Origin of the sequence: Lentzea sp. NPDC051208, from assembly GCF_040682435.1 — a bacterium.
Taxonomy (GTDB): domain Bacteria; phylum Actinomycetota; class Actinomycetes; order Mycobacteriales; family Pseudonocardiaceae; genus Lentzea; species Lentzea kristufekii.
Genome location: NZ_JBFBAW010000031.1, coordinates 1 through 19,829, shown reverse-complemented (window position 1 = coordinate 19,829; position 19,829 = coordinate 1). Strand labels below are relative to the sequence as shown.

Genomic DNA, 19,829 nt, shown 5'->3' with positions numbered 1-19,829 from the left:
CCACCACAAGCACCTCCGGGCTCGCACGCGCACTGAGCGCCTCGAAACCCGGAGGATGGCGATGGCCACGCCGCAGACGTCACCGCGTGCCAAGCAGCGTCGCGGCGAGGGGCAGTGGGCACTCGGTTACCGAGAGCCGCTGAACCCCAACGAGCGGAGCAAGAAGGACGACAACCCGCTCAACGTCCGCGCCCGCATCGAGAACATCTACGCCCACGGCGGTTTCGACTCGATCGACCCGGCAGACCTGCGCGGGCGGTTCCGCTGGTACGGCCTCTACACCCAGCGCAAGCCCGGCATCGACGGCGGCCGCACGGCCACGCTGGAGCCGGAGGAGCTGGACGACGAGTTCTTCATGATGCGCGTCCGCAGTGACGGCGGTGCGCTCACCACGCAGCAGTTGAGGGTTCTCGGCGAGATCTCGCAGACCTATGCGCGTGACACCGCGGACATCACCGACCGGCAGAACATCCAGTACCACTGGATCCGGGTCGAGGACGTTCCCACGATCTGGCAGAAGCTCGAAGCCGTGAACCTGACGACGATGGAGGCGTGCGGCGACAGCCCGCGCGTCATCCTCGGTTCGCCGGTCGCGGGCATCTCGCAGGACGAGATCATCAACGGGCAGCCGGCGATCGACACGATCCTCGAGCGCTACATCGGCGACCCGCGCTTCTCCAACCTGCCGCGCAAGTTCAAGACGGCCATCTCCGGTCTGCAGGACGTCGCGCACGAGATCCACGACATCGCGTTCGTCGGCGTGAACCACCCCGAGCACGGGCCGGGCTTCGACCTCTGGGTCGGCGGCGGCCTGTCCACGAACCCCATGCTGGGCAAGCGCCTGGGCGCCTGGGTGCCGCTCGACGAGGTGCCGGACGTCTGGGAAGCCGTCATCAGCGTCTTCCGCGACTACGGCTACCGCCGCCTGCGTCACCGCGCGCGCATCAAGTTCCTCGTCGCCGACTGGGGCCCGGAGAAGTTCCGCCAGGTCGTCGAGGACGAGTACCTCAAGCGCAAGATGATCGACGGCCCGGCGCCGGAGACCCTGGACCAGCAGCTCGACCACATCGGCGTGCACAAGCAGAAGGACGGCCTGTTCTACGTCGGCGCCGCGCCGGTCGCGGGCCGCGTGTCGGGTTCGATCCTCGTCGAGGTGGCGAAGTTCGCCGAACGGGCCGGCTCGAACCGCGTCCGCTTCACGCCGCAGCAGAAGATCATCGTGCTGGACGTGCCCGAGGCCGAGATCCCGACGCTCAAGAGCGATCTCGCCAAGCTGGGCCTGCAGGTCGACCCGTCGCCGTGGCGGCGGGGCATCATGGCCTGCACCGGCATCGAGTTCTGCAAGCTCGCGATCGTCGAGACGAAGGCACGTGCGCTCGACCTCGTCACGCAACTCGAAGCGAACCTCAAGGACATCGTCGACGGCGTCACGGCGCCGATCACCGTGCACATCAACGGCTGCCCCAACTCCTGCGCCCGCATCCAGACCGCGGACATCGGCCTCAAGGGCCAGATCGTCACCGACGAGCAGGGCAACCAGGTCGAGGGCTTCCAGGTGCACCTCGGCGGCGGACTCGGCCTCGACGCCGGGTTCGGCCGGAAGTTGCGCGGCCACAAGGTGACCGCGGCCGAACTGCCCGAGTACGTCGAGCGGGTCGTGCGGAACTTCGTCGCCCAGCGCGAGACCGACGAGCGGTTCGCTCAGTGGGTCGGCCGGGCGGAAGAGGGTTCGCTGCGATGACCGAACGCGCGACGCCGTTCTACTGCCCCTACTGCGGCGACGAGGACCTCCGGCCGCAGGAGGAACCCAGCTACGCGTGGCTGTGCACCGGATGCCGCCGCGTCTTCAAGGTCTCGTTCGTCGGGCTCAACCTGCCGCAGGAGGTGAAGAAGTGAGCGATCTCAAGGAAGACCTCAAGATCGTCGCCGAGGCCGCGGAACTGGAGCTGAAGGACGCCAACGCCGAAGAGGCGCTGGAGTGGGTCGCGCGGACGTTCGGCGACAACTACATCGTCGCCTCCAACATGCAGGACGCCGTGCTGATCGACCTCGCCGCCAAGGTGAAGCCGAACTTCGACGTGCTGTTCCTGGAGACGGGCTACCACTTCCCGGAGACCATCGGCGTGCGTGACGCCGTCGGTGTCGTCTACCCGGAGGTGCGCATCGTCAACGCCGCCGCCGAGCAGTCCGTCGCGGACCAGGAGGCGGAGTTCGGCCTGCTGTACCAGTCGGATCCGGCGAAGTGCTGCAACCTGCGCAAGGTCGTGCCGCTGCGCCGGGAGCTCGCGAAGTACGACGCGTGGGTCACCGGTGTGCGCCGCGTGGACGCCCCGACGCGGGCGAACACGCCGATCGTGCAGTGGGACGAGCGCAACGGCCTGGTGAAGATCAACCCGATCGCGCCGTGGAGCGACGACGAGTTCAACGCCTACATCCGCGAGAAGGGCATCCTCGAGAACCTGTTGGTGCAGGAGGGTTATCCCTCCATCGGCTGCCTGCCGTGCACCGCGAAGCCGCTGCCGGGGCAGGACGCGCGCAGCGGTCGCTGGGCCGGTCAGTCGAAGACGGAATGTGGGTTGCACGGATGACACTGGCTCTGGACACCCTGGGACGCCTCGAATCGGAGGCGATCCACATCTTCCGCGAGGTCGCGGGCGAGTTCGACCGGCCGGTGATCCTCTTCTCCGGCGGCAAGGACTCGACGCTGCTGCTGCACCTCGCGATCAAGGCGTTCTACCCGGCACCGGTGCCGTTCCCGCTGCTGCACGTCGACACCGGGCACAACTTCGACGAGGTCATCGAGTTCCGCGACCGCGTCGTCGCCCAGCACGGTCTGCGCCTGGAGGTCGCGAAGGTCCAGGACTGGATCGACGACGGCCGTCTCGAAGAGCGCCCGGACGGCACGCGCAACCCGCTGCAGACCGTGCCGCTGCTGGACTCCATCACGCAGCACAAGTTCGACGCGGTCTTCGGCGGCGGCCGCCGGGACGAGGAACGCGCCCGTGCCAAGGAGCGGATCTTCAGCCTGCGCACGGCGTTCGGCCAGTGGGACCCGAAGCGCCAGCGCCCGGAACTGTGGAACCTCTACAACGGCCGGCACCGCGCCGGTGAGCACGTCCGCGTGTTCCCGCTGTCGAACTGGACCGAGCTCGACGTGTGGAACTACATCGAGCGCGAGGGCATCGAGCTGCCGGACATCTACTACTCGCACCAGCGCGACGTGTTCCTGCGCGACGGCATGTGGCTCGCCGAGGGCCCGTGGGGCACCGCACGCGAGGGCGAGACGTTGCTGCGCAAGACGGTTCGCTACCGCACGGTCGGCGACGGCTCGTGCACGGGTGCCGTCGAGTCCGACGCCGCCGACATCCAAGCGGTGATCGCCGAGGTCGCCGCGTCACGACTGACCGAGCGCGGTGCCACGCGGGCCGACGACCGGCTGTCCGAGGCCGCCATGGAAGACCGCAAGCGGGAGGGGTACTTCTAAATGAGCGACCTGTTGAGGTTGGCCACGGCGGGCAGTGTGGACGATGGGAAGTCCACGCTCGTCGGAAGGTTGCTCTACGACACCAAGTCCGTGCTCGCCGACACGCTCGACGCCGTGCACCGCGCGAGCGCCGACCGCGGTCTCGCGACGCCGGACCTGTCACTGCTGGTCGACGGCCTGCGGTCGGAACGCGAGCAGGGCATCACGATCGACGTGGCGTACCGCTACTTCGCGACGCCCAAGCGGTCGTTCGTGCTCGCCGACACCCCCGGTCACGTCCAGTACACCCGCAACACCGTCACCGGTGCCTCCACCGCGCAGCTCGCGGTCCTGCTCGTCGACGCGCGCAAGGGCGTCATCGAGCAGACCCGGCGCCACGCGGCGGTTCTCGCGCTGCTGGGCGTGCCGCGGCTCGTCCTGGCCGTCAACAAGATCGACCTCGTGGACTACGACGAGGTGACGTTCTCCCGCATCGCCAAGGAGTTCACGGCGCACGCCACGGCTCTCGGCTACACCGAGGACGCGGTCGTCGAGATCCCGGTGTCCGCGCTGGCGGGCGACAACGTCGTGGACAAGTCTGCGAACACGCCCTGGTACTCCGGCCCGACCCTGCTGGAGCACCTGGAGAACGTGCCGGTCGAGCCCGACCCGCACGACGCCCCGTTCCGCTTCCCGGTGCAGTACGTGATCCGCCCGCGCACCGCCGAGCACCTCGACTACCGCGGGTACGCCGGTCTGGTCGCGGCGGGCACGGTCAAGCCGGGCGACGAGATCGTCGTGCTGCCCTCCGGCCGCCGCTCGACCGTCACCAAGATCGACACGGCGGACGGCGAACTGACCGAGGCGGCGGCCGGCCAGTCCGTCACGCTGCTGCTGGCCGACGACATCGACATCTCGCGCGGCGACCTGATCTCGGTGGCGGGCAACGAGCCCACGGTCACCGACGAGCTGGACGCCACCCTGTGCTGGCTCGCGGAGAAGCCGCTGCGGCCCGGCGCCCGAGTCCTCGTCAAGCACGGCACGCGCACCGTGCAGGCGATGGTCACCGACCTGCGCGACCGCTTCGACGAGCAGAACCTGTCCAGTGTGGACAGCCCTGCCTCGCTGGAGCTCAACGAGATCGGCCGAGTGGCTCTGCGACTGGCGGAGCCCGTTCCGCTGGACGACTACAGCTTCAGCCGGCGCACCGGGTCCTTCCTGGTGATCGACGCGAGTGACGGTTCCACTCTCGCCGCCGGACTGGTCGGGGCTCCGCTGCCGCTGCTCGAGGACGGCGTGGAGAGCTGTACCGGGGGTAGCGCCGCTGCCCCCGACACTCACGCCCTCGTCTCCCCCGGTCCCTGAAAGGCCTTGCTCCCGTGAACCTCAAGCCCGCCATCGCCGTCACCCTGATCGCTCTGACAGCCCTGTCCGGTTGCAGCCGCGCCGGTACCTCCGACACTCCCGTCGCCGAGTCCAAGGGTGCCGCCGCCGAGGTCCGCCTCGGGTACTTCCCGAACGTCACCCACGCCGCCGCGCTGATCGGCGTCGACAAGGGCCTGTTCGCGAAGGAGCTCGGCAACACCAAGCTGACGACGCAGACGTTCAACGCGGGCCCCGACGAGGTGAACGCCCTGCTGGGCGAGTCGCTCGACATCGCGTACATCGGCTCCGGCCCGGCGATCAACGCCTACTCGAAGTCCAAGGGCGAGGCCGTGAAGCTCATCGCGGGTGCCACGTCCGGTGGCGCTCAGCTCGTGGTGAAGCCCGAGATCAACTCGATCGAGGACCTCAAGGGCAAGGTCGTCGCCACGCCGCAGCTCGCGAACACGCAGGACGTGTCGCTGAAGAAGTTCCTGGCGGAGAAGAACCTCACCGGCCAGGTGACGGTGCAGAACGCGGAGAACGCGGCGTCGCTCGACCTGTTCAAGAAGGGCGACATCCAGGCCGCCTGGGCACCGCAGCCGTGGTCGGCACGCCTGGTCGCCGAGGCCGGTGCCAAGGTGCTGCTGGACGAGAAGACGCTGTGGGAGGGCGGGGCGTTCCCGACCACCGTGGTCATCGTGCGGACGAAGTTCCTGCAGGAGCACCCGGAGACGGTCGAGGCGGTGCTGAGGGGTCACGTCGCCGCGATCGACTGGGCGAAGGCCAACAAGGACGAGGCCAAGAAGTCCGTGAACGCCTCGCTGGAGAAGCTCACGTCCAAGAAGCTCGGCGACAAGATCCTCGACGCCGCGTGGGACAACATCGAGCTGACGACCGACGCGCAGGCCAAGTCCTTCCCGCAGCTCGCCAAGGACGCCGTGACGGCGGGCGTGGCCAAGGAGGCCGCGAACGTCGCCGGGTACGCCGACTTCACGTTGCTGAACAAGGTTCTCCAGGCACAGGGCAAGCCGCAGGTGCAAGCAGCCGGACTGGACCAGAAGTAAGTCTTCGACGCCGAGGGAAGGCACACCACCATGACCGCCACGCTCGAGACCACTGTCCCGTCCACTGTGGATACTGCCGTTGAACTGGCCGGAGTCCGGAAGGTGTTCGGCCACGGCAACTCGGCCGTGGTAGCGCTCGACGGTGTCGACCTGAGGGTCAAGCCCGGCGAGTTCGTGTGCCTTCTCGGCGCCTCCGGCTGCGGCAAGAGCACGCTGCTCAACATCGTCGCGGGCCTCGACGCCGCGACGTCCGGCGAGTTGCAGCTCAACACCTCACGCCCGGCCGTGATGTTCCAGGAGCCCGCGCTGATGCCGTGGCTCACCGCCGCGCGCAACGTCGAGCTGGCACTGCGCTTCGCCGGTGTCGGCCGGCTGGCGCGCAAGCGCCGCGCGCTGGACCTGCTGGAACTGGTGCGGCTGGGCGACGTCGCCGACAAGCGTCCGCACGAACTTTCCGGCGGTATGCGTCAGCGCGTGGCCCTGGCCCGCGCGCTGGCGTCCACCACCGTCTCCCCGGACGGCGCTCCCGCCCTGCTGCTGATGGACGAGCCGTTCGCGGCCCTCGACGCCATCACGCGGGACGTGCTGCAGAGCGAACTGCTGCGCGTCTGGGAGACCACGAACACCGCGATCATCTTCGTGACGCACGACGTGCGCGAGGCCGTTCGCCTCGGCCAGCGCGTCGTGCTGCTGTCCTCACGTCCCGGCCGCGTCGTGCGCGAGTGGGACGTCACGGACTCCTCGAACGAGGTCCTGGACGAGATCAACACCCATCTGCGAGAGGTCATCAGTGGCCACGCCTCCTGACACGCTCGACAAGGTCGGCGCCGGCCTCGACGCGCTCGATGTGCCCGTGGAGGAGCACAAGCCGCCGGTCTGGCGCCGTTTCCTGAAGACGGGCGTGCCACCCATCATCGCCTTCGCGCTGCTCCTGGGCGTCTGGCAGGCGTTGTGGGCTTCGGCTCTGCTGCCCGAGTTCCAGCTCCCCGCTCCGGTCGACGTGTGGGACGAGCTCGTCCGCTCGATCTCCACCGGCGAGGCGTTCGGCATCCTGTGGACCTCGTTGCACCGCGCGGTGCTCGGGTTCCTCGCGGCGGTCGTGATCGCGACGCCGCTGGGGCTGCTGATCGCCAAGGTGCGGGTCGTCCGCGCGGCGATCGGGTCGTTGCTGACCGGCCTGCAGTCACTTCCGTCGGTGGCCTGGGTTCCGGCGGCGATCCTGTGGTTCGGCGTGACGCCGTCCACGATCTACTTCGTGGTGCTGATGGGCTCGGTGCCGTCGATCGCGAACGGCCTGGTGGCGGGTATCGACCAGATTCCGCCGCTGCTGCCGCGAGTGGGACGCGCCCTGGGCGCCGGCCGCCTCGCCTCGGCCCGCCACATCCTGCTCCCCGCCGCCCTGCCGGGTTATCTGGCGGGTCTGAAGCAGGGCTGGGCGTTCTCGTGGCGGTCGCTGATGGCCGCGGAGATCATCGCGACGTCACCCCAGCTCGGCGTCGGGCTCGGGCAGTACCTGCACAACGGGTCGTCGTTGAACGACATCAACATGGTGATCGCGGCGATCTTCCTGATCCTGCTGGTGGGCATCGGGATCGAGCTGCTGCTGTTCCGGCCGTTGGAGCGCGCCGTGCTGAGGGCCCGTGGATTGACGGGTGCGCTGTGATTCCCCTTGTCGCCGTCGCCCACGGCAGCCGTGATCCCCGTTCGGCCGCTTCGATCCATGCTCTGCTCGATGTGGTGCGCTCGTTGCGGCCCGAGTTGGACGTCCGCGGGTGCTTTCTGGACCTGTGCGCGCCGCGGCTGAACGACGTGCTGCGCGGTCCTGCGGTGGTCGTGCCTTTGTTGCTGGGCAAGGCTTATCACGCCCGCGTCGACGTTCCGGCCGCCGTCGCCGAGTCTCGCGTGCCTGCTGTGGTGACGGATGTGCTGGGGCCGGATCCCCGGCTGGAGTCAGCGGCTTTGCGGCGGTTGTCCGAGGCCGGGGTGTCGTTCGGGGACAGGTCTTTGGGTGTGGTGCTGGCCGGTGCGGGGTCCTCGCACGGTCCGGCGAACGAGGCTGTGGCGCGCGTGGCCCGGCGGTGGGCTCGGGAGTCGGGGTGGGCCGGGGTGGAGGCGGCGTTCGCGTCGATCGCATCGCCTACCGTGCCCGAGGCGATCGAACGGTTGAAGGCTCGCGGTGCCAAGCGAATCGCGGTGGCGTCGTGGTTCCTGGCGCCGGGGCTGCTGCCGGACAAGGTGGCGAGGCTGGCGGGCGATGCCGTGGTGGCGCAGCCGTTGGGTGACGACGTGGAGGTCGCGCAGCTCGTGCTGGACCGCTACGACTTCGCCCTGGCTCGTCAGACCGTCGCCGCTTAGCTTGTGCCACAAACAGATCCTTGGATCGCATTCAACGACCCGCGCAGGGAATGTCGGTGGCACCTGCGATCCTGTTTGGATGCATATGTTCGTCGACGAGTCGGAGCGGAGCGGCTACCTCATGGCAGCCGTCCTGATCGCCCCGAACGCACTGCACTCCACCCGCTCGTTGATGCGCGGCCTGTTGCTCCCCGGTTGTCGACGCGTGCACTTCAAGACCGAGAAACCCGCCCGGCGCAAGCTGATCGCCGACAAGCTGGCGTGCTGCGACCTCGTGGTCAACATCTACGTCGCGCGCGGCAAGAGCGAGAAAGTCCGTTCCAAGCTTCTCCCGCTGCTAGTCGATGACGCCGTCGGCGCAAGCGTCACCCGCCTGGTGCTCGATTCACGTGACCCCGTGGCCAACGGTCGCGACCGGCTGGTGATCGGTACCAGAACCAAGGCCCACGATGCCGGACTGGTGTACGAGCACATTCAGTCGTCCTCGGAGCCAGCACTGTGGGTCAGCGACGCGCTCGCCTGGTGCCACGGTGCCGGCAGCGACTGGAAGCGGCGGATCGCACCCATCACCGGGACCGTCGTCGACCTGGGCCAGCTTTAGAAAGCGCGAAGCCCAGGCAGCGACCGTCCGGACGCGCACCTGGGCTCACTTCCTCCACCTAGCGGCGAAGGCTATGCGCACAGTCTAGCACATTTGACCCCAACCGCTCCCCGCGCCACTTCCGGCCGCCGCCACAAGATCGAAGACACAGCGCCGTTCGGGCGATGTGAACCGTGAACTGTTGACGTGAAACCTACTCATGAGTAGTCAGAAGATTACGCCGCGTGCTGGAAGTGTCCCTCGTCCACTCATCGGGGAGAGGCCATGAAGCTAGCCGGAATCGCAGCAGCAGCAGCACTGGTACCGATGCTCATGTTCGCCGCCAACGCGTCAGCAGCTCCGCAGACCATCACCTACAAGCTCCGCGCGAGTGCCGCCGGGCAGTCGTCGGACTTCACGCTCGACCAGGGCGTCGACGCGTCGGCGCCCGCGACCGTCGCGCCCGGCGGTTCCGTCGCGGTCACGATCGACCCCGCGCCCAACAAGATCCCGACCGAGGCCGGCGGCCGGCAGGTGCGGGAGATCAAGGGTCTCGCGCTGAGGTTGCCGGTGCCCGCCAACTCGAAATTCCAGTCCGCGTCGCTGGCCGGCGGTTCCGGGCTGGGCGGCACGCCGACGGTTGCCTTGCAGGGCAACGACGTCGTGCTGAGCGTGCCGGGGCCGATCAAGGGCGGCGCCGACTTCGAACTGCCCACCGTCACCATCAACCTGCAGGCGGGTGGCACCGGGACGATCACCACGAAGCTGGGTGGCACCAGCTACGACGCCCCGGGCCTCACCTTCACCGCCGTCGTCACCGTCATCGGATTCCCGGTCAACGCCGCCGCGAAGGGCTACCCGGACCCGAGCCCCGTGCTGACCACGACCACGATCGGCTAGCGATCCTGACGCCCAACCCCCTGCCGGGCATCAGGAAGTAGCCGCGACCAGAGCGGTCATCGTGGCGAGCGTCGTGCGCAGGTCTTCCAGTGAGACCTGCGCACTGACGCGGTTGGCCCACTCGTACTGCGCCTCCCGCAACCGTTCGATGGCGGCGAAACCCTCGGGCGTGGGCCGCACCAGCTTCGCGCGGGCGTGCGCCGGGTTCGGCAGGTACTCCGCCAAACCCTTGTCCACCAACAGGTCCGCGATCCGCTGCACGGACTGCCGCGCCAGTCCCATCTCCCGCGCGATGCCCGAGACGGACAACGGTTCACGCAGCACCGCGCCGAGCACCTGCCACCACGCCGCGGTCAGGCCGACCGGCTTCGTCATCACCTCGGCCGCGTCGAGGAACGCTCCGTACAGACGGAAAGTCCTCATCACGACGTCGGTCAGCACATCGCCCGACTCGGTCCTGGACACCGCCTCAGCCCTGGACACTCGCCACCAGCTTCTCGAACGCCTCGGCCGTGTCGTCGCGGTTGAACTCGTACCAGGCCTGCAGAGTCCCCGGCCAGAACGTCTCCAGCTCCGCCAGCACCTCGCGGGCGAACTCCAGCGCGGACGCGCCACCCGCCGTGATCACACCGTCGGCGCGCACCACACGTTCGTCGCGATACAGAGCCGCGCCGCCGTAAGAACCAAGCGCCCCAGGGAAGTTCGACGTGTGCGGCACGTCGTCGAGCAGCCCCTCGGCCGCCAGCCCGACCGTCGCCCCGCAGATCGCCGCGATCGGCTTGCCCGCCTCGCGGAACCGCCGCGCGAGCTTCCCGAACGCCGCCAGCTCACCGGTCTCCCAGCCGTCGCCGCCCGGCATCACGAGCATCGCCGCGTCGTCCAGAGACACGTCTCCGATGGCGACGTCCGGCAGCATCCGCACGCCGCCGATCGTGCGGATCGGGTCCGTGGTCAGACCGACCGTGCGCAGCCCGTACCGCCCCGGCTGCTGCTGGAACTGCTGCAGGCTCACCTGCGCGGCCACGTGGCCGTACTCCCAGTCGGCGAGCTGGTCGGCCAGGACGAGGTACACCGTCTGTGTCATGACAGCACACTGTCATGAATGACAGGATGCTGTCAACATGCCCGGAAGCTAAGGTCAGCGACATGGCAGACGAGCTGGTCCACTACGAGGTGCAGCGTGGCATCGCGACGATCACGCTGGACTCCCCCCACAACCGCAACGCGCTGTCCTCGCAGCTGCGCCGGGAGCTCAAAGAGCACCTGACCAGCGCGGCGAACGACGACCAGGTGCGCGTGGTCGTGCTGACCCACACGGGCTCCGTGTTCTGTTCCGGCATGGACCTCAAGGAGGCGGCCGGCGCGAGCGCGGGCGACCAGGGCGTCAACGAGTTCCCCGCGATCCTCGAACAGCTCTGGACCAGCCCGAAGCCCGTTGTCGCCGCGCTGAAGGGCCCGGCCCGCGCGGGCGGCGTCGGCATCGTGGCGGCGTGCGACATCTCCATCGCCGCCACCGCGGCCACGTTCGCGTTCAGCGAGGTCAGGATCGGCGTGGTGCCGGCCGTCATCTCGGTGACCGTGCTACCGCGCCTGCTGCCCCGCCAGGCCCACGAGCTGTTCCTGACCGGTGAGACGTTCGACGCCAAGCGCGCGGTCGAGATCGGCCTGCTCAACTCCGCGGCCGACGACGTCGACGCGGAGGTCCGCCGCTACACGGACATGCTCGCGCTCGGCGCCCCCAACGCGCTCGCGGCCACCAAGGAGATGTTGCAGCAGGAGCGGTCCACGAACCTCGGCGAGGTCTTCGCGGACATGCTCAAGCTGTCGGCCCAGCACTTCGGCGGCCCGGAGGGCCAGGAGGGCATCGCGGCGTTCAAGGAGAAGCGCAAGCCCTCCTGGGTGCCCGCCGACTAGAACCAGCCGGTGCACTCGATGACGCCCTGCGAGGACCCGCAGGCGCGCATCACCTTGCCGTCGTTCTTGAACGCGTCGGTGTACTTCGCCGACCCCGAGTCGATCTTGGTGTAACCGAGGAAGCCCTCGTGCCCGTTGGCCGAGGGCTCCTTGCGGTCCGTCCAGATCTCCTCGCCGGGCGTGCCGTACGAGATGCGGCCCCACGCGCACTTCGACTTGTTCGACGCGCGCAGCTCGACCACGCGGCCGTTCTGCATCGTCACGGGGTTGTCGCCGTCGATCGTCTCGAACGGCGTGAAAGCCCCCTCCTGCGAACAGTCGGGGTCACCGGCGAAGGACACCGCCGGACAAAGCGTTCCAACAACTACAGCGACGCCGAGCGCGGAGCTCAAGCGACGGAATTGCGTTCCCATGGAACGGCACTGTCCACTCCGGACGCCACAACCGCAGCCCACGTCACCGTTCTGTGCGAATCACGCGCACTTTCCGGTCACCTGATTCGGCGGTCTGCTTCGCGGCGTCACGCAGGACCTCCAGCACGGAGGAGTCCAGATCAACGGGCACGACCAGCACGTACTCACCCGCGGGCAGCCACGAGAGGTCGGTCAGGCTGTCGTACAAAGCGTCCAGGTTCTGCCCGAACCACTCGGGAAAGTCCAGGGCGGCGGCAATGGCCGAGATCGCGGCGGACTTCTCCGAAACGAGAATGTGCCGTTTCATTTTCTCACGTCCACGACGACGAATGACGAATAGTGGTCGCCGGTGTAGAAGACTTCCTTCTCCGAACCGGTGACGAGGCGCCGCGCACCTCGATCAGGACTTCCCGGCGTCGGCACGGTGTACTCCTTGTAGTACCCGGAGTCCTTGGCGGGCAGGCGCTTCTCCCGGTTCTGGAACGTCACGCCGTCGTTGCGCGGGTACGGGAACGGCCCCTTCGCCTCGATCAGCTTCCAGGTCTGGGCCGCCTCGGCGGGCAGCTTCGACAGCGCCTCGATGTCCAGCCCGGAGTTCGCGCCGGGCACGGTCTCGGCCTCCGCCGTGCCCGTGACCACCGGCCTCGTGGTCTGGGGAGGCGGCTCCGAGCTGTTGTCCTTGACGAACCACCCGATGACGACCAGCGCGAGGAGCCCGACCAGCGCGACGGTCAGGCGACGACCAGGGCTCACGCGGCGACCTTCTCCGGCTCGGGCTCGGGCTCCAGCTCGGAACCGGAAGCCGGGTTCTTCGCGCCCCAGTCAGCGACCCGGTCGATCAGCCGCGCCACGCCCAGGCAGAGCGGGAGCACCACGATCATCACGACGGGGAACTGCACGGCGACGGGCAGCTGGACGACCCACAGCTCGACCCCGTCCCACCACTGCACCAGCCAGTCCACGCACCTCAGCCTAGTCTCGTGACCGGTGTCACGGCATTTGGCCACGATCCAGGTGGGTATGTTGCGAACCATGTTCGCCGTTTACGCAGCAGAACCCAGTCCTGAGAACCCGCTGGCCTCGCTTCGCGTCGGCGAGCGCCCCGACCCCGAGGTTCCCGCCGGGTGGGTGCGCGTCGCGGTCAAGGCGGCCAGCCTCAACATGCACGACCTGTGGACGTTGCGCGGTGTCGGCATCAAGCCGGAGCAGTTCCCGATGATCCTGGGCTGCGACGGTGCCGGTGTGCTCGACGACGGCACCGAGGTGGTGCTGCACTCCGTCATCGGCGACCCGAACTGGGACGGCGACGAGACGCTCGACCCGAAGCGCACGCTGCTCACCGAGAAGCACCAGGGCACGTTCGCCGACTACGTGGTCGTGCCGGCCCGCAACGCGCTGCCCAAGCCCGCGGACCTCACGTTCGCCGAGGCCGCCTGCATGGGCACGGCGTGGCTGACCGCGTACCGGATGCTGTTCGTGAAGTCCGGCCTGCGTCCCGGCCAGACGATGCTCGTGCAGGGCGCGTCGGGCGGTGTGTCGACCGCGCTGATCCAGCTCGGCCGCGCCGCCGGGTTCCGTGTGTGGGTGACGGGCCGAACGGAGGAAAAGCGCGCGCTCGCGTCCAGTCTCGGTGCCCACGACACGTTCGAGTCCGGTGCCCGGCTGCCCGAACGGGTCGACGCGGTGTTCGAGACCGTCGGCAAGGCCACCTGGTCGCACTCGATGAAGTCGCTCAAGCCCGGCGGCATCGTGGTCATCTCCGGCGCGACGTCCGGCGACGCCTCCGCGGCCGAACTGCAGCGGCTGTTCTTCCTGCAGTTGCGCGTGGTCGGCTCGACCATGGGCACGCGCGAGGAACTGGGCGACCTGATCAGGTTCTGCGCCCTGAACGACCTCAAGCCGCAGATCGGCGCGGAGCTGAAGTTCGAGGACGCCGAGCAGGGCCTCCGCTCGATGCTGGACGGCGACACCGCGGGCAAGATCGTGTTCAGCCGCCCGTAAACAGCACGAAAAGCCAAAAATCGGCTCTCTGATTGGTGGGTCCGGACAAACCGCGTGACAGTGAGCACGCATAGGTTCGCCCGGACCCACTCACCAAGGGAGCTAGGCATGACCACACAGGGCGTCTTCAGGCGCAAGCCCATCGAACAGATCGCCGAGGACTCCGGCGACGGGCTCACCAGAACACTGGGCCTGTGGCAGCTCACGGCGATCGGCATCGGCGGCATCATCGGCGCCGGCATCTTCTCGCTCGCGGGCGCCGTCGCGAACAAGACGGCGGGCCCGGCCGTGCTGATCTCGTTCCTCGTCGCCGGTGTCGCGAGCGCGGCGGCGGCGTTCTCGTACGCGGAGTTCGCGGGCCTGATCCCGAAGGCGGGCAGTGCCTACACCTACGGCTACGCGGTGCTGGGCGAGATCGTCGGCTGGTTCATCGGCTGGGACCTGCTGCTGGAGTACACCGCGATCGTGGCGGTGGTCGCGATCGGCATCTCGGGCTACTTCACCGAACTCCTCAGTCTGCTCAACATTCAGCTGCCGCAGTGGATGCTGGGGGCGCCGGGCACCGAGACAGGGGACGTCGCCGCGGGCACGTACAAGGTGAACCTGTTCGCCGTCGTGCTGTGCCTCTTGATCGCGTACGTGCTGAACATGGGCATGAAGAACGCCGCACGGTTCGAAACCACGCTGGTGTACCTGAAGGTCGCGGTGGTGGCGCTGGTCATCGTCGTCGGTGCGTTCCACATCAACACCGACAACTACAACCCGTTCTTCCCGTTCGGCATCTCGGGTGCGCTCACGGGTGCGGCGACGGTGTTCTTCGCCGTCTTCGGCTACGACGCGATGTCGACGGCGGCGGAGGAATCCAAGGACTCGCAACGGCACATGCCCAAGGCGATCATCTACTCGCTCGCGGTGTCGATGGTCCTGTACGTGCTGGCCTGCCTGGTGCTGACGGGAATGGTGAACTACTCCGACGTCGACGCGGAGTCCGCGTTCGCCACGGCGTTCGCCGACGTCGGCCTGCCCGCGCTGGGCATCATCATCAGCGTCGGCGCCATCCTCGGCATCACGACGGTGCTCTTCACGTTCCTGCTGGGCGCGGCCCGCGTCGGCTACTCGATGAGCCGCGACGGCCTGCTGCCCCAGTGGTTCGCGAAGACGCACCCGGTGAAGCACGTGCCGTCGCGCATCACCTGGGTGCTGGGCGTCGCCTCCGCGATCATCGCCGGTTTCCTGCCGATCGCGGAGGCAGCCGAACTGACCAACATCGGCATCCTGCTGGCGTTCGTCGTCGTCTGCATCGCCGTGATCGTGCTGCGGTACAAGCAGCCCGACCTGCCGCGGACGTTCAGGACGCCGGGCATGCCGGTGGTGCCGATCATCGGCGTGATCTTCTCGATCTGGCTGATCACGTTCCTGACCCCGGAGACGTGGCTGCGGTTCGCGGTCTGGTTCCTGATCGGCCTGATCGTCTACTTCGCCTACTCGAAGCGGCACTCCCTCATGGAGCGTCAGTCCAGGAAGTGACGATCTGGTCGAGGGTGGAGAGCGGCACCGCGCCGCTCCCCACCACCAGGTCGTGGAACGCCTTGATGTCGAACCGGTCGCCCAGCTTCGTCTCGGCCTCCGCCCGGATGCGCTGGATCTCCAGGCGCCCCACCATGTACGCGAGCGCCTGGCCCGGCGTCTCGATGTACCGGTCGATCTCGGAGTCGATCTCGGGTGCGGTCATGACGGTGTTCTCCCGCAGGTAGTCGACGGCCTGCTGCCGCGACCAGCCGAACGCGTGGATGCCGGTGTCCACGACGAGCCGCCCGGCGCGCATCGCGTCGAGGCCCAGCATCCCGAGGCGCTGCTCGTCCGACGAGTACAGGCCCATCTCGTCCGCGAGGCGCTCGGTGTAGAGCCCCCAGCCCTCCAGGTACGCCTCGATGAACGCGTACTTGCGCATGTTGGGCAGTTCCGTCTCGGAGGCGATCGAGAACTGGTAGTGGTGGCCCGGCACGGCCTCGTGGAACGCCGTCACCTCGGACAGCGTGCGGCTGCGTTCGGTGGCGCCCAACGGGTTCAGCCAGTACGTGCCGGGACGGCTGCGATCGGCCGGGGCGGGCTGGTAGAACGCGATGGCCGACGTGCGCTGCTCCTCCTGCGGCACGGCGCGCACCTGGCAGCCGATGCCCGGCATGCGGCCGAACCACTTCGGCGCCTCGGCCTCCGCGCGGGCGATCGCCGCGACGGCGTTCTCGATCATCTGCTCTTCGCTGTCCCACAGCAGTTCCGTGCGCAACCGGTGGAAGATCTCCGGCACGTCCTTCGTGCCCCACAGCCGCGAGCCGATCTCCGCGTACTCCTCGCGCAGCGACGCGATGATGTCGAGCCCGAGCCGGTGCAGCTCGTCGGGTGTGCGGGAGGTCGTCGTGTAGGTGCGGACCAGGTTCGCGTAGTTCGCCTCGCCCTCGGGCAGCCAGCAAAGTCCGGCCTTGTCGTCGTCGCGGCCGTCCTCGATCGACGCCAGCACGTCGCGGAACCCGGCGACGGCGGTGCGGATCTCGGCCGAGTGCGCGCCTTCCCACTCCTGTGCCGGGAGGGCCAGGAAGGCGTCCATGCGCTGCACGCCGGTCTGGAGGTGCCGGCTCAACGGCCGCCGGTCGGAGTCGCGGACCCTCTCGGCTGCCTGCTCGATGTACCGCGGGTACTTGTCGAGGCGCTGGGACACGTCCAGCTTCGAGGAGATCATGAGCAGGCCGTTCACCGGCGCGCTCATGGTCCCGACGGTGTGTTCCACCAGCCTGGCGTCGAGGCGGTCGACGATCGCCCGGCCCTGCTGCTTGATCACCGCGAGCGTGACGGCGTCCTCGGTGTCGTCCGTCTCGGCCCTCTCCAGGAGGGCGGCGATCCGGTCGCGGTCGGCCCGCTGGCCCTCGACGCTCAGGTCTCCGAGCCCGTCCTCCCAACCCGGCACCCCGAGCATCGTGGCCTGCAACGGCGAATAGTCCATCATCGCCTGGAACATCTCATCAGCGAGCGACATCAGGCCCTCCTGGACCAGTCGGAAACGAGCTTGCCGAGCGTGGGCAACGGCACGATGCCGTTCTGCAGCACGAGGTCGTGGAACTCCTTGATGTCGAACCGGTCACCCATCGCGGCCCTGGCCTCCTCGCGCACGCGCTGGATCTCCAGGCGCCCCACCATGTACGCGAGCGCCTGCCCCGGCGCCTCGATGTACCGGTCGACCTCGGACGAGATCTCCGCGTCGTCCATGGCGGTGTTCTCGCTCAGGTAGTCGATGGCCCGCTGCCGCGGCCATCCGAGCGCGTGCAGGCCCGTGTCGACGACCAGCCGGCCCGCGCGCATGGCGTCGAGGCCCAGCATGCCCAGGCGTGCCTCGTCCGACGAGTACAGGCCCATCTCGTCGGCCAGGCGTTCGGTGTAGAGGCCCCAGCCTTCGAGGTAGGAGTCGATGAACGCGAACTTGCGCACGTTCGACAGCTCGGTCTCGGCGGCGATCGAGAGCTGGAAGTGGTGGCCGGGAATGGCCTCGTGGAACGCCGTCACCTCCGACACCGTGCGGCTGCGTGCGGTGGCGTTCAACGGGTTCACGAAGTACGTGCCGGGACGGGACCCGTCGAGGGCCGCGTCCTCGTAGTACGCGAACGCGGCGTTGTGGCGGTCGACCTCCGGCACGAACCTGATCTCGCAGCGCGCCAGCGGCAACCGCCCGAACCACTTCGGCGCCTCGGCCTCGGCCCGCGCGACGGCCTCGACCGCGCTGACGAGCATCTCGTCCTCGTTGTCCCACAACAGGTCCGTGCGCAACCGGCGGAAGATCTCCTGGACGTCGCTGACGCCCCACACCCGCGACCCGATCTCCGCGTACTCCTCGCGCAGCCCGGCGATCAGGTCGAGGCCCAGCTGGTGCAGTTCGGCGGGGCTGTAGGAGGCGGTCGTGTAGTCGCGGACGAGCCTGCGGTAGTTCTCCTCGCCGTCGGGCAGCCAGCACAGGCCGGCCTTGTCGTCGTCACGGCCGGGCAGGCCGAGCAGGACCTCGCGGTACCGGGCGAACGCCGGACGCAGGTCCGCGTCGCCCTCCCACTCCTGGCGCGGCGAGGCGAGGAACCGTTCGACGTACGCCGCGCCGTTCTCCACGTGCCGGCGCAACGGTCTGCGGTCGGTGTCGAGCAACCGCCGCGCGGCCTGCTCCAGGAAACGTGGAACGAGGTGCCGCCGCTGGGAGAAGTCCACCTGGGAGGTGGCCCTGAGCATGGTCGCGACCGGTGCGTTCGCTCCCCTGGACACCGAGTGCTCGACCAGCCGCGCGTCGATGCACGTGATGATCGACTCGGCCTGGTGGCGGATCACGTCCCGTGAGACCTGGTCCTCGTCGCTGCCGTCGAGGCGGCCGAGGATGCCGGTCAGCCGTGTCCGCAACGCCTGGTGGCCCTCGACGCTGAGGTCGTCGAGCCGGTCGTCCCAGCCTGGGACACCGACGAGCGAGGCGAACAGCGGGTTCCAGTCCATCATCGCCTGGAACATCTCATCGGAGAGCGAGGTCACGCCCTCCTTCTTAGCCGCGCGGGAACCGCTCTGCCAAGGAATTGATCGTTTCCGTCAGCTCGGCACCGATGCGCCGCACCAGCTCACCCGCGGGTTCGGCCGTCGCGAGCGGATAGGTGGTACCCGCCCACAGCGACATGACCTCCACCTCACCGCTCGCGCGCACCGGCCTCGTCAGGTGGTGCACGTTCGGGTAGGCGGCGGGCGCGTGCGGGCCCTGCTCGACCATGAACCGGTTCACGAGCCCGCGAGCCGGACGCCCGCTGAACGCCCGCGTGAGCGCGGTGCGCCGGACTCCTTCGGCGAGCGCTTCCCGTTGTGCCGCATTGGTTCCCGCCTCCGGGCACCCGAGGAACGCGGTGCCGAGCTGAGCCGCGACCGCACCCGCCGCCAGCACGGCGGCGACGTCGGCGCCCGTGACGAGGCCGCCGGTCGCGATCACCGGCAGGTCGACGGCACCGCGCACGAGCCTGATCGCGGCGAGGGTGCCGTACAGGTCGCCGCCGCCGGGCGAGACGCCGTCGTCGACGAACGTGCCGCGGTGGCCACCCGCGTCCGACCCCTGCACGCACAAGACGTCGGCGCCGATCTGCCGCGCCTGCCTTGCCTCGTTGGGGGTGGTGACCGTCACGACGATCGTGGAGCCGGCCGCCTTGAGCCGCCGCACGTCGTCCGCGTCGGGCAGGCCGAAGGTGAACGACACCACGGGCACGCGCAGTGCCAGGACGAGTTCGAGCTTCGCCGCGTAGTTGTCGTCGTCCCAGCGGGGATCGCCGGGGACCGCGCCGACCTTCTCCGCATAGGACGTGACGCGTTGCACGTACGAGGAGATGTCCGCTGTCGGGCGCGTGCCGGGCACGAAAAGGTTGACCCCGAACGGTTTGCTCGTGAGCTCGCTCGTGCGCGTGATCTTCTCCGCGAGCTGCTCGACGGTGATGTACCCCGCCGCGACGAACCCGAAGCCGCCTGCTTCGTTCACCGCGGCGACCAGTTCGGGGGTGGAGGGGCCACCTGCCATGGGCGCGGCGATCACGGGCACGGCCAGCGTGTGGAACATGAAGGACAACCTAGTTGGATCGGGCGCCGAATGCCTGGTGAAGCGCTGTGTCCTTGGTGACGCGAGATCCGCTCCGGACGTGGGGGGCCCCCACCCCACAGGGAGGTGGGGCCGGGGGGGGCCCAAAGAAAGGCGCGGGGTTGAGGATTTGTGGGGCGGGTGT

General features: G+C 68.7%; 23 protein-coding genes. 14 read left to right on the top strand and 9 right to left on the bottom strand.

What is annotated here, in order from left to right; translation table 11 throughout:
- Positions 1-61: 61 nt before the first annotated feature.
- The 11 genes from AB0M48_RS42385 (at position 62) to AB0M48_RS42335 (ending at position 9,727) form a co-directional block, all read left to right on the top strand.
- Positions 62-1,741: a nitrite/sulfite reductase gene (locus AB0M48_RS42385; RefSeq protein WP_363854027.1), complete on the top strand. Its 1,680-nt coding sequence runs from the start codon at positions 62-64 to the stop codon at positions 1,739-1,741.
- A complete protein-coding gene (locus tag AB0M48_RS42380; protein WP_090006108.1) occupies positions 1,738-1,896 on the top strand; it encodes an Insertion element protein in 159 nt (52 codons plus the stop codon). The genes AB0M48_RS42385 and AB0M48_RS42380 overlap by 4 nt, the downstream gene beginning before the upstream one ends.
- Positions 1,893-2,588, top strand: a complete 696-nt coding sequence (locus AB0M48_RS42375) for a phosphoadenylyl-sulfate reductase (RefSeq protein ID WP_319984061.1) — start codon at positions 1,893-1,895, stop codon at positions 2,586-2,588. The genes AB0M48_RS42380 and AB0M48_RS42375 overlap by 4 nt, the downstream gene beginning before the upstream one ends.
- Entirely contained in the window at positions 2,585-3,484 is a 900-nt protein-coding gene (gene cysD, locus AB0M48_RS42370) for a sulfate adenylyltransferase subunit CysD (RefSeq protein WP_363854023.1), read from the top strand. Before AB0M48_RS42375 ends, cysD begins: the two co-directional genes overlap by 4 nt.
- Complete coding sequence (locus AB0M48_RS42365; RefSeq protein WP_363854021.1) at positions 3,485-4,828, top strand: GTP-binding protein; 1,344 nt, start codon at positions 3,485-3,487, stop codon at positions 4,826-4,828.
- A gap of 14 nt (positions 4,829-4,842) precedes the next feature.
- Positions 4,843-5,892, top strand: coding sequence for an ABC transporter substrate-binding protein (locus AB0M48_RS42360; RefSeq protein ID WP_363854018.1), 1,050 nt, complete (start codon positions 4,843-4,845; stop codon positions 5,890-5,892).
- 30 nt (positions 5,893-5,922) lie between these two features.
- Positions 5,923-6,699 carry an ABC transporter ATP-binding protein gene (locus AB0M48_RS42355; protein WP_363854015.1) on the top strand — a complete coding sequence of 259 codons (777 nt, stop codon included), beginning with the start codon at positions 5,923-5,925 and terminating at the stop codon, positions 6,697-6,699.
- A complete protein-coding gene (locus AB0M48_RS42350) occupies positions 6,683-7,555 on the top strand; it encodes an ABC transporter permease (protein WP_363854012.1) in 873 nt (290 codons plus the stop codon). The genes AB0M48_RS42355 and AB0M48_RS42350 overlap by 17 nt, the downstream gene beginning before the upstream one ends.
- Entirely contained in the window at positions 7,552-8,247 is a 696-nt protein-coding gene (locus tag AB0M48_RS42345; RefSeq protein WP_363854010.1) for a sirohydrochlorin chelatase, read from the top strand. Before AB0M48_RS42350 ends, AB0M48_RS42345 begins: the two co-directional genes overlap by 4 nt.
- Before the next feature lie 79 nt (positions 8,248-8,326).
- Entirely contained in the window at positions 8,327-8,848 is a 522-nt protein-coding gene (locus AB0M48_RS42340; RefSeq protein ID WP_363854007.1) for a hypothetical protein, read from the top strand.
- Between the two features lie 264 nt (positions 8,849-9,112).
- Entirely contained in the window at positions 9,113-9,727 is a 615-nt protein-coding gene (locus AB0M48_RS42335; protein ID WP_363854004.1) for a cyclase, read from the top strand.
- Positions 9,728-9,757: 30 nt separating this feature from the next.
- On the opposite strand, the gene AB0M48_RS42330 is transcribed toward AB0M48_RS42335, so the two are convergent.
- Together AB0M48_RS42330 and AB0M48_RS42325 are read right to left on the bottom strand one after the other, a co-directional pair.
- On the bottom strand, positions 9,758-10,210 hold the full coding sequence (locus tag AB0M48_RS42330) for a MarR family transcriptional regulator (RefSeq protein WP_363854000.1): 453 nt from the start codon (positions 10,208-10,210) through the stop codon (positions 9,758-9,760).
- A complete protein-coding gene (locus tag AB0M48_RS42325; protein WP_363853997.1) occupies positions 10,197-10,811 on the bottom strand; it encodes a DJ-1/PfpI family protein in 615 nt (204 codons plus the stop codon). Before AB0M48_RS42325 ends, AB0M48_RS42330 begins: the two co-directional genes overlap by 14 nt.
- A 62-nt stretch (positions 10,812-10,873) precedes the next feature.
- Between AB0M48_RS42325 and AB0M48_RS42320 the strand changes: the two genes are divergently transcribed.
- Positions 10,874-11,641 carry an enoyl-CoA hydratase family protein gene (locus tag AB0M48_RS42320; protein WP_363853994.1) on the top strand — a complete coding sequence of 256 codons (768 nt, stop codon included), beginning with the start codon at positions 10,874-10,876 and terminating at the stop codon, positions 11,639-11,641.
- Here AB0M48_RS42320 and AB0M48_RS42315 read toward each other — a convergent pair.
- The 4 genes from AB0M48_RS42315 to AB0M48_RS42300 all read right to left on the bottom strand — a co-directional run bounded on the left by AB0M48_RS42315 (position 11,638) and on the right by AB0M48_RS42300 (position 13,016).
- The gene (locus AB0M48_RS42315; protein ID WP_363853992.1) at positions 11,638-11,982 is read right to left on the bottom strand and encodes a hypothetical protein; all 345 of its coding nucleotides are present in this window, start codon (positions 11,980-11,982) and stop codon (positions 11,638-11,640) included. The two genes, AB0M48_RS42320 and AB0M48_RS42315, sit on opposite strands and share 4 nt — an antisense overlap.
- 115 nt (positions 11,983-12,097) lie before the next feature.
- Positions 12,098-12,361: a barstar family protein gene (locus AB0M48_RS42310; protein ID WP_363853989.1), complete on the bottom strand. Its 264-nt coding sequence runs from the start codon at positions 12,359-12,361 to the stop codon at positions 12,098-12,100.
- Positions 12,358-12,807, bottom strand: a complete 450-nt coding sequence (locus AB0M48_RS42305) for a ribonuclease domain-containing protein (protein WP_363853986.1) — start codon at positions 12,805-12,807, stop codon at positions 12,358-12,360. The genes AB0M48_RS42310 and AB0M48_RS42305 overlap by 4 nt, the downstream gene beginning before the upstream one ends.
- On the bottom strand, positions 12,804-13,016 hold the full coding sequence (locus tag AB0M48_RS42300; protein ID WP_319984048.1) for a hypothetical protein: 213 nt from the start codon (positions 13,014-13,016) through the stop codon (positions 12,804-12,806). The genes AB0M48_RS42305 and AB0M48_RS42300 overlap by 4 nt, the downstream gene beginning before the upstream one ends.
- 70 nt (positions 13,017-13,086) lie before the next feature.
- Here AB0M48_RS42300 and AB0M48_RS42295 point away from each other — a divergent pair, with 70 nt between their 5' ends.
- Positions 13,087-14,055 (top strand): zinc-binding dehydrogenase, encoded by a 969-nt coding sequence (locus AB0M48_RS42295; RefSeq protein WP_363853982.1) that lies wholly within the window; start codon positions 13,087-13,089, stop codon positions 14,053-14,055.
- A 108-nt stretch (positions 14,056-14,163) separates the two neighbouring features.
- A complete protein-coding gene (locus AB0M48_RS42290) occupies positions 14,164-15,582 on the top strand; it encodes an amino acid permease (protein ID WP_363853980.1) in 1,419 nt (472 codons plus the stop codon).
- Here the strand turns inward: AB0M48_RS42290 and AB0M48_RS42285 are convergent.
- Genes AB0M48_RS42285 through AB0M48_RS42275 form a run of 3 tightly spaced genes read right to left on the bottom strand, consistent with a single transcriptional unit; the run spans position 15,557 to position 19,666 of the window.
- On the bottom strand, positions 15,557-17,086 hold the full coding sequence (locus AB0M48_RS42285) for a DUF885 domain-containing protein (RefSeq protein WP_363853977.1): 1,530 nt from the start codon (positions 17,084-17,086) through the stop codon (positions 15,557-15,559). The genes AB0M48_RS42290 and AB0M48_RS42285 overlap by 26 nt on opposite strands.
- Positions 17,086-18,588, bottom strand: coding sequence for a DUF885 domain-containing protein (locus tag AB0M48_RS42280; protein ID WP_363854189.1), 1,503 nt, complete (start codon positions 18,586-18,588; stop codon positions 17,086-17,088). Before AB0M48_RS42280 ends, AB0M48_RS42285 begins: the two co-directional genes overlap by 1 nt.
- A 31-nt stretch (positions 18,589-18,619) precedes the next feature.
- Positions 18,620-19,666, bottom strand: coding sequence for a nitronate monooxygenase (locus AB0M48_RS42275; RefSeq protein ID WP_363853974.1), 1,047 nt, complete (start codon positions 19,664-19,666; stop codon positions 18,620-18,622).
- Positions 19,667-19,829: the final 163 nt, after the last annotated feature.

Coding starts and splice junctions, on each gene's coding strand:
- AB0M48_RS42355 (WP_363854015.1), top strand. CDS start 5,923: ATGACCGCCACGCTCGAGACCACTGTCCCGTCCACTGTGGATACTGCC.
- AB0M48_RS42275 (WP_363853974.1), bottom strand. CDS start 19,666: ATGTTCCACACGCTGGCCGTGCCCGTGATCGCCGCGCCCATGGCAGGT.
- AB0M48_RS42280 (WP_363854189.1), bottom strand. CDS start 18,588: ATGTTCCAGGCGATGATGGACTGGAACCCGCTGTTCGCCTCGCTCGTC.
- AB0M48_RS42295 (WP_363853982.1), top strand. CDS start 13,087: ATGTTCGCCGTTTACGCAGCAGAACCCAGTCCTGAGAACCCGCTGGCC.
- AB0M48_RS42335 (WP_363854004.1), top strand. CDS start 9,113: ATGAAGCTAGCCGGAATCGCAGCAGCAGCAGCACTGGTACCGATGCTC.
- AB0M48_RS42340 (WP_363854007.1), top strand. CDS start 8,327: ATGCATATGTTCGTCGACGAGTCGGAGCGGAGCGGCTACCTCATGGCA.
- AB0M48_RS42285 (WP_363853977.1), bottom strand. CDS start 17,086: ATGTCGCTCGCTGATGAGATGTTCCAGGCGATGATGGACTATTCGCCG.
- AB0M48_RS42290 (WP_363853980.1), top strand. CDS start 14,164: ATGACCACACAGGGCGTCTTCAGGCGCAAGCCCATCGAACAGATCGCC.
- cysD (WP_363854023.1), top strand. CDS start 2,585: ATGACACTGGCTCTGGACACCCTGGGACGCCTCGAATCGGAGGCGATC.
- AB0M48_RS42325 (WP_363853997.1), bottom strand. CDS start 10,811: ATGACACAGACGGTGTACCTCGTCCTGGCCGACCAGCTCGCCGACTGG.
- AB0M48_RS42380 (WP_090006108.1), top strand. CDS start 1,738: ATGACCGAACGCGCGACGCCGTTCTACTGCCCCTACTGCGGCGACGAG.
- AB0M48_RS42310 (WP_363853989.1), bottom strand. CDS start 12,361: ATGAAACGGCACATTCTCGTTTCGGAGAAGTCCGCCGCGATCTCGGCC.
- AB0M48_RS42385 (WP_363854027.1), top strand. CDS start 62: ATGGCCACGCCGCAGACGTCACCGCGTGCCAAGCAGCGTCGCGGCGAG.
- AB0M48_RS42365 (WP_363854021.1), top strand. CDS start 3,485: ATGAGCGACCTGTTGAGGTTGGCCACGGCGGGCAGTGTGGACGATGGG.
- AB0M48_RS42320 (WP_363853994.1), top strand. CDS start 10,874: ATGGCAGACGAGCTGGTCCACTACGAGGTGCAGCGTGGCATCGCGACG.